This is a genomic window from Kocuria carniphila (genome assembly GCF_004136555.1).
In the GTDB taxonomy this organism is placed as follows: Bacteria; Actinomycetota; Actinomycetes; order Actinomycetales; family Micrococcaceae; genus Kocuria; species Kocuria carniphila.
On sequence record NZ_NOIT01000012.1, the window covers coordinates 110,156 to 122,229 of the forward strand.

Consider the following 12,074-nt stretch of genomic DNA (forward strand, 5'->3'; position numbering starts at 1 on the left):
GGGAGACCTGAGTCCCCAGTTGGCCCCCGCGTCCCCGAGGTCGGGTGGTGGATGCTGACCATGCTGGTGGGCTCCTTCTCTCGGATGTACCGGCGGGCCCCCGCCCACCGGTCCGGGCACTCCAGGCCCCTCCACCCCCATTTGACCAGGGCGGACTGTCCCGGGCTTATCCTTTCCCTGTGCCCTGGCTGTGTCCGCTGCCGCGTCTCCGGGCGCGCCATGCGGGCCTGCGAACGGTCGTCTCCAGGTCCGCCACCATCAGCACCACGGATGTGCACCAGGCCGAGAACTGGCCGAGATGGTCGGCGCCCGGGTCTTCCACACCCTGGACGGCCTCTCCTGGTCCCATAGGACCCTGCAGGCCACCGGCAGGCCACGCACCTGGGAACGGTTGGGGGCGGCGGGTCGTGTCGGCGTCCCTGGCCGTCCCAGCCGGCTTCCGGTGACGTCAGCCGGTCCACATAGGGGTTAGCGGTCCTCGGTGCGCTGCTGCAACTGATCCAGGTAGGCGTTGTAAGCATCCAAATCCGGGGTGCCTCTGACGGCGGCCTCGGCCTCTTCGCGGGCGGCGTTGCGCGCATCCTCGCGGTGCCACTGGCTCATGATGAACAGCAGAATCAGCACGGACGGCAATTCACCGTAGGACCAGGCCAACGAGCCGGCCAGGACCTGGTCGGCCATCGGGTCAAGGTTCCAGCTGCCTGGCGGGGTGGCGAAAAACTCCACGACGGGTAGCGGAGCCATCATGACGATGACGCCGAAGAAGGCGTGCAACGGCATCTCGGGGACGATGTCGGCCAAGCGACTGCCGTAGGTTTGTTTGGCCGGCAACGGGTCGGCCGACAGCAACGGGATCGTGAACAGGATCCCGGAGGCCAAGAACAGCAGTTCCAGCCCGATGTGGCCGTACCAGGTGGGCAGCAACCGGTCGTCAAGTCCGCTGAGATACACCCCGTAGAAACTGACCAGGAACAACGGAACCAAGAAGGCAGGATGGATGGCGAGCCTGCCCCACCTCGAACGCAACCCCCACAGGGCCAGGCGCAGCACCACGGCGCCGGGCCCGCGATGGGGTGCAGCCCGCAGCAGCAAAGTGCCCGGGCTGCCCAGGACCAGCAGCGCGGGAACGAACATCATCAAAGTCAGCTGCTGGAACATGAACACGGAGAACATGCGCAACCCGTAGCCTTCAATTCCCGCGCCCATGATGACCGCTGTGACCGCGCACCCGGCGAAGAAGCACAGGGTCCGCCACACCGGCCACCGCCGGCGTGCCCTCCACAGCCGGGCCGCTCCGACCAAATACAACACAGCCAGCACCAGCGCGATGGCCGGGATGAGTGGAATTGGTTGCAACGTGGGGGCCAGGAAGTTCTCCAAGCTCGGCGGCTCGGACGGGACCCAGACCGGCCCGGCCATGTTGCGGTCAACCATGGTCACGGAAAGCATCGACTGCCATGAGGACATTTTTGCATGCCACAGAACGGTCCCGAGGTCCGGATCGGGCCCTGAGCCCAGGACCGGTCCAGGAGGGACGGGCCTGCCACGCCGGCCTCTCCCCGGACCTGCCCGCGATATTGGGGATCGGGGCCGAAGAGCCCCGGTGGATTCCGGTCCCCGGCGCACAGCTGGGCCGAGCATGGGAACCGGTTCACGTCTGGGCCCGTCAGCTTTTGCGCGGACCCGGCCACGGGTGCTGATCCTGGCGTGCGAACGGAGATCATGATGGGTTGCGGCGCTTCTCCAACAGGTCCTCCATGTACTTGATCTCCGAGGTCTGGCTGGTGGCGATCGATTGCGCCAGAGAGGTCACCACGGGGTTGTCAGTGTGCTCCAGGATGGCTTGGGCCATGGCTGCTCCGGCTTGGTGGTGGGGGATCATCAACTCGAGGTAGAGCCGTTCGGCCTCCTGGCCTTGGGCGTCCTCCAGCTCGGCCAGCTGCTCGGCGGTGGCCATGCCCGGCATTCGCGCGTCCGGACCAGGGCTCGTGGAGTCCATGCCGGGCATGGATGTGTGGTTCTGGTCGCCGTCGTCCATCCAGGCCATGGCCGGTTGGGATGAGGCCTGGGGCAATCCCCACACGGAGAGCCAGCCGTACATCTGCCCGGCCTGTTGTTGCTGGGTGCGGGAGATGTCGTATGCCAACCGGCGGATCTCCGGGTCTTCCGTACGGTCACGGACCAAGGAACTCATTTCCACCGCCTGCAGGTGATGGGTTTGCATGTCGCGGGCGAACCCGGCTTCCGGGCTGCCCTCCGCCGGGGTGGACGACGTCGGAGCGCTCAGCTGCCCCACCGCCCAGCCGGCCGCCACCAACAGCACGGCCGCCAGCACCAGCAGGACCCACCGTCCCCGGTGCCCTGCCGAGCTCCTGGAGGCGGCGCCGGTGGTGCTGGTGCTCATGCGACCCGGCTGGGGGCATCGATGCCGCCGGTGCAGGATGCCCCGGGCTCCGGGGCGTCGGGGGACTGCCAGTACTTGGTCACGAACTGCTCCAGGCGCTCATCTTCCGGGGAGTCCAGGGCGACCTGAGCCCCCCACGCCGAGATCATGATGGGGGCGCCCAGGTCCTCGTAGGGGGAGAGCACCACGTAGGTGTCCGGGACGGCCTGGCGTAACTCAGCCACCTGGTCCTCGGACAGGGCGGAGGGGTCGTAGGCGGCCCACACGGCCCCGTGCTCCAAGGCGTGCACGGCGTTCTCCTCGGGCACCGGCTCGGTGTAGACCCCGCAGTTGAGCCAGTCACTGGCGTGGTCCCCGCCCACCGGGGGGGACTGCTCGTAGTCCACCGCGGTCTCCACGTGGGAGTTGCCGAGGCCCTCGTAGGTCTGCAGCCCGGCGATCTCGATGTCCTCCCGCGCCTGGGGCGGGGGATCGTTGATCACCGCCACCGTCACCAGGGCCCCGACCGCCGCGACAGCCGTCACCGCGCCCGCGCCCGCCAGGAGCCGCCGCCTGCGGGTGGCCCGGGCATCGGCCGCCCAGTGCTGATCCAGCAGCGCAGCACGTTGCTGCCGCGCCCGCTCCGGGTCCGTACCGCCAGCCATGCGTCCTCCTTGAAAGGCCCAAAAAGGGTCTTGCTCCTCATGAACGGGCAGGACAGTAGCTCACTGCGCTGAGCCTTTCCTGCAAGGCCTTCTTCGGAAGATCGTCCACCATCCACTCCTGGACATGTCGGCGAGTGTGCATCCTCGAGCGCAGGAGAGGCGCGTCCTCGGTGGCTAACGGCGACGACGCAGAAGATCCAGGCCTGGGGCGGGATGTGAGGACCGGGTGCGCACTCCTTGCTGGTCGTTCAAAGAGGACGCACCCGGAGTATGTGATGCCTGAACCGGCTCAGCGTAGGCAAACCTGGACCGGCCCGGAGCCGACGTTGACGCTGTCGAGGACCGCCTGGTGGCCGTTCCGGCCGCCGTGCACGGCCTCGCCGCCGCCGGGATGGACCCCGATGTGGGCGCCCCCGGGGAGCAGTCGACGAGGACATCGGTCTGGGTCTGGACGGTGGAGACGCGGGCGCCGGACTCAAGTGGTCGGCCGGTTAGCCGCGGAAACTGGTTCAGGCCGCGCCCAGCGCATCACTCACCGCCCCAGTGCAGGCCTGATCCCGGACGGTGTCACCGAAACGACCGATGTCCGACGGGGGTGCTTTCGGAGAGGAGCACTCCCGCAGCAGGTGAAGGGCGCAGCAGGTGCGCGTGAGGTAGAGGCGGTCCGGCCCCGGGTGAGAGCGGTCCGGGGATCTGCTGCGGTGACCATGTGGGGCACCGCAGCAGCGAGTCCGGCTCAGCGGTAGGTGTAGTACCCGTCAACGCCATGCCCCTCGATGGGTACTACACCTACCGCTGAGCTTCGCCCCACCAGTGGTGGCCGGTTGACGGGAGGCCTTCCGTCAGGTGCGAAGTGCTCCGAGAGGATCGTCATCGGCGACATATTTGGGGTACTTCGTGCCTGGATCGCAGAGTCGATCGGTCGCCACGGCCCGGCCGCCTTGCACCCGGTCGGGAAACGGCGCACGGGCGGGCTGCCCAGCGGAGCAGCGCAGAAAGTGATCATGGGCTCCACCCGTCTCCTGCCGGAGGCAGACAATCGCCTTCCCTCCCCGCAGGGGCATTGCGGCAACGGCCGCACGAGGTGCCGTGGTGGTTCGAGGACGGGGGCGCCGCAGTGGCGGACGGCACCCCCATCCGCCCACACCGTAGGGACACAAGCTGGACATTGCCCGAGCCTCGCTCGACCCCGCCCCTCTTTGATACAGATTCTGCTGTACGGTTGTGGCATGAGGATCTTGTCCCCGGTCGAGGTGATGTCCCGGTTCGGCAAAGCACTGGCCGATCCCACCCGGGCCGCGGTGCTGCTGCAGCTGCAGCAGGGCCCGGCGGTGCCCTTGGAACTGGCGGCCCAGATCGGGGTGAGCCGGCAGATCCTGTCCAACCACCTGGCCTGCCTGCGCGACTGCGGGCTGGTCGTGGGCGTGCCGGCCGGACGCAATGTGCGCTATGAGCTCTCGGACCCGAAGCTGGCCCACGCCCTGGAGGACCTGCTGGGCACGATTCTCACCGTCGAGGCGGTGTGCCAGTGCGGCACGCCGGAGTGCGCCGCCGAGGAGCTCGCCGGTGCGGCCAGCACCCAAGAGGTTCCGGCGTGAGCGGTGAGCACGATCACGCCCACGGTGCCACCGGGCGGCGGGGAAAGCTGGCAGTAGTCTTCGCCATCACCGCCACGATCATGGTCGCCGAGATCATCGGCGCGGTGATCTCGGGCAGCCTGGCGCTGCTGGCCGATGCCGGGCACATGTTCACCGACTCCGCCGGGCTGCTGATCGCGCTGATCGCGGCGACCCTGGCCCTGAAGCCGGCCACGGACAAACGCACCTGGGGGTACAAGCGGGCGGAGATCGTCGCCGCGGCCGCCCAGGCCTCGGTGCTGCTGGCCGTGGGCGGGTTCGTTGCCGTCGAAGGTATCCGCCGGCTGCTGGAGCCCCCGGAGGTCGAGTCTTCGGCCATGCTGTGGTTCGGGGTGATCGGGCTGGTCGGCAACATCATCGGGCTGATCATCCTGGCCTCGGGGCGGGGAGAGAACCTGAACATGAAGGCCGCCTTCCTGGAGGTCGCCAACGACGCCCTGGGCTCGGTGGCGGTCATCGTCTCCGCGATCGTCATCGCCACCACTGGGTGGACCCAGGCGGATGCGATCGTGTCCCTGCTGATCGCCGCCCTGATCGTGCCCCGGGCCCTGATTCTGCTGCGCGACACCATCGAGGTCCTGATGGAAACCACTCCCAAGGGTCTGGATCTGGATGAGGTCCGCACCCGCCTGGAGTCCCTGCCCCACGTGGTGGGGGTGCACGACCTGCACGCCTCACGCATCGACTCCGACACCCCGGTGCTCTCGGCCCACGTCACCGTCCACGACGGCTGCCTGAGCGCCGAGCACGCCGGTGTCGTGCTGGCGGATCTGCAGGCCTGTGTGGCCCGTGACTTCGACGTGGCCATCGAGCACTCCACCTTCCAGATCGAACCGGCCTCCCACCGCGGGGACGAGACTCTCCGCCACTAGAACCCCTCCACTCCCGGTATGCCCTGCTGCCTGAGACAGAACGGAAACCCCTTGTGAGCACTACCGCCAGTACGAGCGCCCCCCAGCGGAAACCCTCGAAGGCCAAGATCCTCGTGTGGATCCTCCTGGTCGCCATCGTGGCCGCCGTGGCCATCCCGATCCTCATCGCCCGTGCCAATTCCACCCCTGAAGTACCCGAAGATGTGGGGCAGCTGGTGCGAGAGAACAGCCGAGTGCTCTCGAAGGCCCCGGATGAGCAGGCGGTGCTGGTGGAGTTCCTGGACTACGAGTGCGAGGCCTGCCGGGCCGCCTACCCCTTCGTCGAAGACCTGCGGGCCGAGTACGGCGACACCGTCACCTTCGTGCACCGCTATTTCCCGTTGCCGGGTCACCGCAACTCCGTCAACGCCGCGGTGGCCGTGGAGGCCGCCGCCCAGCAGGGACAGTACGAGGCCATGTATCAGCGCATGTTCGAGACCCAGGCCGAATGGGGGGAATCGGCCGAGGACCAGAGCGCACTCTTCCGCGGCTTCGCCGAGGACCTCGGCCTGGACATGGCCGCCTTCGATGCCGCGGTGGCCGACCCGGCCACCGAAGAGCGGATCAAGCTCGATGTGGCTGACGGTGAAGCCCTGGGCGTGGCCGGGACCCCGACGTTCTACCTCGACGGAGAAGTGCTCAACCCCGAATCCCTGGAAGCCTTCCGGGCCGCTGTCGAGACCGCAGCCACCGACTGACCCGATGACCAGTCCATCCCGCACCACCACCACACCACCGCCCGCCCCGTCGGCGCCGGCCCTGGCAGTGGTTGGACGGCGCCGGGGCGTCGCCACCGCTGCTCTCATCGTTGTCGGCCTGATGACCCTCACCGTGCTGTGGGTGGCCCTGAGCTCCTCCGGGGCCACCGCGGCCCGGGAGGTGCTCGATCCCGGGGCGATGGTGCGCTGGGGACTGCCGGCGGCCACGACCGTGCACCATCTGGCCATGTCCATCACCTGGGCAGGGCTGGTCTTCGCCACCACCGTCGTGCCCCGGTCCACCCCGGCCCACGGCGCGAGAACACCCGGAGCCGAGCACCCGGCCTTCGCCCGGGTGCTGAACGTGGCCGCGGGGGCGGCGGCGGTGTGGACGCTGGCCGCGGTGGCGATCATCGTGCTCAGCTACGCCGACACCATCGGTGCCCCCGTCTCGGGCTCGACCGAGTTCACCGGACAGCTGGGCTACTACGTGACCCGCCTGATTCCCGGCCAGGCGTGGGCGGTGACCGCGGTGATGGCCGCGCTCACCACCACCTTGGCCGTGCTCGCCCGCTCCCCGGGGCCGGTGACCGCCACCACCGTGGTGGCCCTGGCCGCCGTCATTCCGCTGTCCCAGCTCGGGCACGTGGCCGGGGTCGATGACCACAACGGGGCCGTCAACGCTTTGGCCCTGCACCTGCTCGGGGCCGGGATCTGGACCGGCGGGATCATCGTGCTCGCCCTGCTCGTCCCGCTGTTGACCACCCCGCAGGCCACGCACGGCGTGCTGGTGCGTTTCTCCGCCCTGGCCGCGGTGGCTTTCGTCGTGGTGGCCGTCTCCGGGGTTATCAACACCGTCTACCGGATCGGTGGGTGGGACGGGCTGGCCTCCGGCTACGGGGCACTGGTGATCGCCAAGACGATCGCCACCGTGGCCCTGGGGGTGCTCGGGTACCTCAACGGCCGGGTCATTGCTGCCGGGCCTGCGAGCCGGGGCAGGGTGTGGCGGCTGATCACCGTGGAGGCCTTCATCCTCTGCGCGGTGATGGCCCTGGGCGTGGCCCTGGGGCGCACCCCCACCCCGGTGCCCCTGGAACGGGAACCGGACATCACCGCCGCCGAGATCCTCACCGGCTACCTGCTGCCCCCACCGCTGAGCGCCTCCGGGTGGGTCACCCAGTGGCGCCTGGACTGGCTGTGGATCGCCGTGGCGATCCTCGCAGCCTGCCTCTACCTGGCCGGGGCGCGACGCCTGCGCTACACCAGGACACCGTGGCCGGTGGCGCGCACGGTGGCGTTCCTGGCCGGACTCGTGCTGCTGGTCTATGTCACCTGCGGGCTGCCGGCCGTCTACGCCCCGATCCTGTTCAGCATCCACACCACCGCCCACCTGCTGCTGGCCTTCCCGGTGCCGTTGCTGCTGATCGCCGGACGACCCGGGCTTCTGGCCGCGGCCCTGGTGCCGGCCCGCACCGACGGCTCCACCGGGGCGCGCGAGCTCACCACCGCATGGCGCACCTCCCGGACCGGGGCGCTGATGGCCCACCCGATCCCGGCCGCGGTCCTGGTCCTGGCCGGGCTCGGTGTCTTCTACTACACCCCCGCCTTCGCCCTGGCCCTGCACACCCACGTCGGCCACGAACTGATGAATACCACCGCCCTGGTCCTGGGCCTGATCTTCGCCGCCGCCGTGCTGGTCCCACCACGCGACCGGGCTGCGGTGCACACCCAAGCTCTGACGCTGGTCGGGACAGCCACCGCCCTGGGGCTCTGGGCGGGGGCCACCGCCCTGTCCCCAGCGCTGATCCAACCGGAGTGGTTCTCCGGGCTGGGGAGGGACTGGGGCCCCGCCCCGCTGGCGGACCAGCAATCCGCGGCCAGCTCCATCCTCCTGGCCGGGGCCCTGCCCCTGTTGGCCACCGCCCTGGCCGTCCTGGCCCGAAGACCCCAGGCCGACACCCCTGTCATCGACAACGGAACCGTCAAGGACACCCACCATGGCTGACCCCACCACCAGCACCACCCATCACACCGACGCCGGCCCGGCCACCGAGACCCACCTGCCCGGCTTCGCCCGGTACCGGCCCTTCGCGGTCCTGCTGCTGGTGACCGGGGTGATCGGTTGGATCGCCTCCGGTGTCCTGGTGCTCGAGCGCCTGGCCCTCTACCGCGACCCCGGCCACGTCACCAGCTGCGACATCAACCCCTGGGTCTCCTGCGGGCAGGTCATGGGCACCTGGCAGTCGGAACTGTTCGGCTTCCCCAACCCGCTGATCGGCATCGTCGCCTTCGCCGTGGTCATTACCACCGCCATGGCGGCCCTCTCGGGGGCGCGGTTCGGGCGCTGGTACTGGATCGGGCTGCAGGTCGGGGTCACCGCCGGGGCGGTGTTCGCGATCTGGTTGTGGTCCCAGGCGCTGTTCTCCATCTACATCCTGTGCCTGTACTGCATGATCGTGTGGGCGGCGATGATCCCGCTGACCATCCTGCTCACCATCCGCAACATGGTCCACGGCATCATCCCCGCCCCGCCCGGGCTGGCCCGCTTCGCCGCCGACTGGGCCTGGACCCTGGTCGCCATCACCTACGTCGCGGTGGCCGCCTCGGTGTTCTTCCGCTTCTTCACCGCCTTCACCGGCCTCTGACACCCACCGGTCGCGGTGCTCCCACGGGGGTCGACACCGTCGACGGTGTCAGACCCAGCTTGCCCATCAGACTCATCATCCGTGGCCCATGTTCCGCTGACAGACATCGGGTGATCGCCGGCCGCGTCCGGTCGGACGCGTTGCATCAGGTCGCCATCGCAGGGGCTCGGGATCCCGTCTTGGAAGGTATTACCGCTGTAGCGCTTCGATCGGCATCTGACGTTGGTACCTCGCCAGGGTAATGTCATCCTTCAGTCGCGATCATGCTTTCCGAGGTCCGAGGTCCGAGGTCCGAGGTCCGAGGCCACGATGCCGCGAGTCCACCGTGAGAGGGAGTCCTGATGGGACGCATGGCGTACGACCTCAGTATGGACAGCACTCTGGCCTTGGCTTGGCAGGGCTATGAGTTCGTGTCCCGGCGGTGTGAACGGTACGGAACCGATGTGTTCCAGACCCGCCTGCTGCTGGAGCCGACGGTGTGTCTGCGCGGTGCGGAGGCCGCGCAGGTCTTCTACGACGCCGACCGGTTCCAGCGACGAGGTGCCTTCCCAATGCGGGTGCAGAAGACGTTGCTCGGTGTCGGTGGCGTGCAGGGCCTAGACGGACAGACCCACCGGGCGCGCAAGCAGATGTTCATGGATCTCATGACCCCGCACGACATCCGTACTTTGACGGGCCTGGTCGCCGACGGCTGGAGAGCCCGGATTATCGGGTGGGAAGCCGCTGACCGCATCGTGCTGTACGAGGAGGTCGGGCAGATCCTGTGCCAGGCGGTCAGTAGCTGGGTCGGTGTCCCCGTCACCGAGTCCCAGGTCAGGGGCCGCACCCAGTCCTTGCACGCCATGATCGAGGCTCCCGCTGCGGTCGGTCCCCGGCACTGGCGGGGCCGGCGCGCCCGCCACGGGGCCGAACAAGCCATTGCGGACCTGGTGGATCGGGTACGCCGCGGGGAGCACGCTGCCCCGGAGGGCAGCGCCTTGCAGGTCGTGTCCACTCACCGCGAGCCTGGTGGGCAGCTGTTGGGCAGCCGGATTGCCGCGGTCGAGCTGCTCAACCTCGTGCGTCCCACGGTCGCGGTCGACCGCTTCATCATCTTCGCGGCCTTGGCCCTGCACCAGCACCCCCAGTGGCGAAGCCGGTTGCGCCAGGGCGGTGACCGCGACGCCGAGTTGTTCGTTCAGGAGGTCCGCCGCTTCTATCCTTTCTTCCCGATGGTCGGTGCTCGGGTGCGCACTGCCTTCGATTGGCAGGGCGTGCACTTCCCCCAGGGGCGTAGAACGCTCCTGGACCTGTACGGCACCAACCACCACCCCGACCTGTGGGAGAACCCCGAGATCTTCGATCCGGACCGCTTCACCACTTGGGACGGCGGCGCCTACGGTCTCATCCCACAAGGCGGCGGGGATCACCACATCGGCCACCGGTGCGCGGGGGAGTGGATCACCATCGCCCTGATGAAGGCGGCGCTGGCCATCCTGACGCGGGAGATGACCTATGACGTCCCGTCCCAGGATCTGCGGATCAGCCTGCGTCGCATGCCCACCCTGCCATCCAGCGGATTCGTGATCTCCGACGTGCGCTCCGTACCGTCGAGCGCAACGGTGGGGGGAGGGCCGCGATGACGTGGGTGTGGGTGGTGGGCTTGGTCTTGGCGGCATTCGCCACCCGCTGGGGCGCTGAGCAGCTGGCCGCTCCCCTGAAGGCGGTACGGCAGCGGTACGGGTTCACCGGCGCCGCCGGCGGCCCACTGGTCGCTCTCGGCAGCGCCAGCCCCGATGTCGGCATCAACGTCGTCAGCGCGGCCACCGGGGCCGGAGCGGTCGGACTGGGCAGCATGCTCGGCTCCACCGTGGTCTCGATCCCGATCACCGTCGCGGTCGGCTACGCGGCGTTTCGGAAGAACCGGGCGACCAGCGACAAGAAACCTGCCGAGCAGGGCGAGGGCCTGCGGATCGAGAAGAGCGCGGTGCTCATCGATGCACTGCCCTACCTTGCCGTCGTCGCCCTGTTCGCGGTGCTCATCCTGCCTCCGGCCTGGCGAGGGTTGCAGCCGATCGATGGCTTGATCGCCGTGGTCGCATACGTCATCTACCTCGGGCAGGCCCTCTTCCGCGGTCGTGGTGGTGAACGTGGTCAGGTCTCGTGGTCGGGGAAACAGACCCTGCTGACGCTCGGCGGTGTAGCCGCACTTGCCGTGGGTTCCTACGTCCTCGTCACCGGAACCCAGCAGATCGGTTCAGCGCTTGGCCTGGCACCGCTGGTCAGCGGGCTGTTCATCACCGCGTTCATGACTGCTCTGCCGCAGGTGTTCACCACCTGGTCCGTGGTCCGCAGTGGGCAGGTGACCAGCGGGATCACCAGCGTCTTCGCCGACCACACCATGACCTTCACGCTTGCGGTGCTGCCTCTGGCGATCGTGACCGTGCCGGTGCAGAACTACCCGGTCGTGCTCACCGTTATGGCTTTCGTTGCGCTCATGCCGGTGCTCTTCGCCGTTCTGAGCTACCGCCGCGAACGCCACGACTCCTACGGGTTCATCCTCCGCGATGTCGTCATGCTCGGTGGGGCTCTGATCGCATATCTCCTGTGCACTGCCGCCGTTCTCTTCTTCCTGGCCGGAGCCAGCGGCCGCTGATAGGGCGAAACCTGGGACAGAGCCTCCACGGGACCTGGTGCGATTCACTCCGGCACATGGTTCGCGTGCATGTTACTGGGGGGAAGTCTTAGGTGAATGCCAACCGCCTCCAGGGCGCTGACTCCGCTTGCAGCAAAAGAAGTTCCGGAGGATTTCTCCTCGGCTGCTTCTTCGATGCTGCCGGTATATCCGGGCAGCACCAGAGCGCACCCCAGGACGAGGGCGGTGATGGTGGCAGAGCGCTTCACGGGTGACCTTTGCTGGATGTCTGAGTACCGGGCACCGGCACCGGCCGGTCGATGCGCCAAGAAGATATCCGCCTGGCCGTGGTGGTGCCTGGATGGGCGCTGCGAAAGGGGTCCTTCTCAGGCCCGGAAATCAAGGAAGTGCTGGGGCGGGGTGCCGTGATCGGGACGCCATCGCAGGGCGGCGCCGGGAGTATCCCTGATGCGCGCCCCAGCGCCGCGGGGCAGCGGCCCATGGGTTCTTTCCGTGCCTGT

At 68.5% G+C, this 12,074-nt stretch carries 11 protein-coding genes; 7 read left to right on the forward strand and 4 right to left on the reverse strand.

Annotated features, from left to right (window positions below; genetic code table 11):
* Positions 1–468 precede the first annotated feature (468 nt).
* The 3 genes from EWV37_RS10345 to EWV37_RS10355 all read right to left on the reverse strand — a co-directional run bounded on the left by EWV37_RS10345 (position 469) and on the right by EWV37_RS10355 (position 3,048).
* Positions 469–1,434 (reverse strand): cytochrome c oxidase assembly protein, encoded by a 966-nt coding sequence (locus tag EWV37_RS10345; protein WP_062737404.1) that lies wholly within the window; start codon positions 1,432–1,434, stop codon positions 469–471.
* A 286-nt stretch (positions 1,435–1,720) separates the two neighbouring features.
* The gene (locus tag EWV37_RS10350; protein ID WP_062737386.1) at positions 1,721–2,404 is read right to left on the reverse strand and encodes a DUF305 domain-containing protein; all 684 of its coding nucleotides are present in this window, start codon (positions 2,402–2,404) and stop codon (positions 1,721–1,723) included.
* A complete protein-coding gene (locus EWV37_RS10355; RefSeq protein WP_062737385.1) occupies positions 2,401–3,048 on the reverse strand; it encodes a DUF3105 domain-containing protein in 648 nt (215 codons plus the stop codon). Before EWV37_RS10355 ends, EWV37_RS10350 begins: the two co-directional genes overlap by 4 nt.
* A 1,229-nt stretch (positions 3,049–4,277) precedes the next feature.
* Here EWV37_RS10355 and EWV37_RS10360 point away from each other — a divergent pair.
* The 7 genes from EWV37_RS10360 to EWV37_RS10390 all read left to right on the forward strand — a co-directional run bounded on the left by EWV37_RS10360 (position 4,278) and on the right by EWV37_RS10390 (position 11,574).
* Entirely contained in the window at positions 4,278–4,646 is a 369-nt protein-coding gene (locus EWV37_RS10360) for an ArsR/SmtB family transcription factor (protein WP_129701470.1), read from the forward strand.
* Positions 4,643–5,557 (forward strand): cation diffusion facilitator family transporter, encoded by a 915-nt coding sequence (locus tag EWV37_RS10365; RefSeq protein WP_062737366.1) that lies wholly within the window; start codon positions 4,643–4,645, stop codon positions 5,555–5,557. Before EWV37_RS10360 ends, EWV37_RS10365 begins: the two co-directional genes overlap by 4 nt.
* Positions 5,558–5,610: 53 nt before the next feature.
* Positions 5,611–6,294: a DsbA family protein gene (locus tag EWV37_RS10370; protein ID WP_062737365.1), complete on the forward strand. Its 684-nt coding sequence runs from the start codon at positions 5,611–5,613 to the stop codon at positions 6,292–6,294.
* Between the two features lie 4 nt (positions 6,295–6,298).
* Complete coding sequence (locus EWV37_RS10375) at positions 6,299–8,299, forward strand: bifunctional copper resistance protein CopD/cytochrome c oxidase assembly protein (protein WP_229587029.1); 2,001 nt, start codon at positions 6,299–6,301, stop codon at positions 8,297–8,299.
* Positions 8,292–8,939, forward strand: coding sequence for a vitamin K epoxide reductase family protein (locus tag EWV37_RS10380; protein ID WP_095650760.1), 648 nt, complete (start codon positions 8,292–8,294; stop codon positions 8,937–8,939). Before EWV37_RS10375 ends, EWV37_RS10380 begins: the two co-directional genes overlap by 8 nt.
* A 341-nt stretch (positions 8,940–9,280) precedes the next feature.
* Positions 9,281–10,561 carry a cytochrome P450 gene (locus tag EWV37_RS10385; protein WP_062737362.1) on the forward strand — a complete coding sequence of 427 codons (1,281 nt, stop codon included), beginning with the start codon at positions 9,281–9,283 and terminating at the stop codon, positions 10,559–10,561.
* Complete coding sequence (locus EWV37_RS10390) at positions 10,558–11,574, forward strand: sodium:calcium antiporter (protein WP_129701472.1); 1,017 nt, start codon at positions 10,558–10,560, stop codon at positions 11,572–11,574. The genes EWV37_RS10385 and EWV37_RS10390 overlap by 4 nt, the downstream gene beginning before the upstream one ends.
* A gap of 44 nt (positions 11,575–11,618) precedes the next feature.
* Here the strand turns inward: EWV37_RS10390 and EWV37_RS10395 are convergent, their stop codons facing one another.
* Positions 11,619–11,822, reverse strand: a complete 204-nt coding sequence (locus EWV37_RS10395) for a hypothetical protein (RefSeq protein WP_129701474.1) — start codon at positions 11,820–11,822, stop codon at positions 11,619–11,621.
* Positions 11,823–12,074: the final 252 nt, after the last annotated feature.

What these genes read in the sequence shown, in the direction of transcription:
- EWV37_RS10345 (WP_062737404.1), bottom strand. Translation starts at nt 1,434, where the DNA reads ATGGTTGACCGCAACATGGCCGGGCCGGTCTGGGTCCCGTCCGAGCCG.
- EWV37_RS10350 (WP_062737386.1), bottom strand. Translation starts at nt 2,404, where the DNA reads ATGAGCACCAGCACCACCGGCGCCGCCTCCAGGAGCTCGGCAGGGCAC.
- EWV37_RS10355 (WP_062737385.1), bottom strand. Translation starts at nt 3,048, where the DNA reads ATGGCTGGCGGTACGGACCCGGAGCGGGCGCGGCAGCAACGTGCTGCG.
- EWV37_RS10360 (WP_129701470.1), top strand. Translation starts at nt 4,278, where the DNA reads ATGAGGATCTTGTCCCCGGTCGAGGTGATGTCCCGGTTCGGCAAAGCA.
- EWV37_RS10375 (WP_229587029.1), top strand. Translation starts at nt 6,299, where the DNA reads ATGACCAGTCCATCCCGCACCACCACCACACCACCGCCCGCCCCGTCG.
- EWV37_RS10380 (WP_095650760.1), top strand. Translation starts at nt 8,292, where the DNA reads ATGGCTGACCCCACCACCAGCACCACCCATCACACCGACGCCGGCCCG.
- EWV37_RS10385 (WP_062737362.1), top strand. Translation starts at nt 9,281, where the DNA reads ATGGGACGCATGGCGTACGACCTCAGTATGGACAGCACTCTGGCCTTG.
- EWV37_RS10390 (WP_129701472.1), top strand. Translation starts at nt 10,558, where the DNA reads ATGACGTGGGTGTGGGTGGTGGGCTTGGTCTTGGCGGCATTCGCCACC.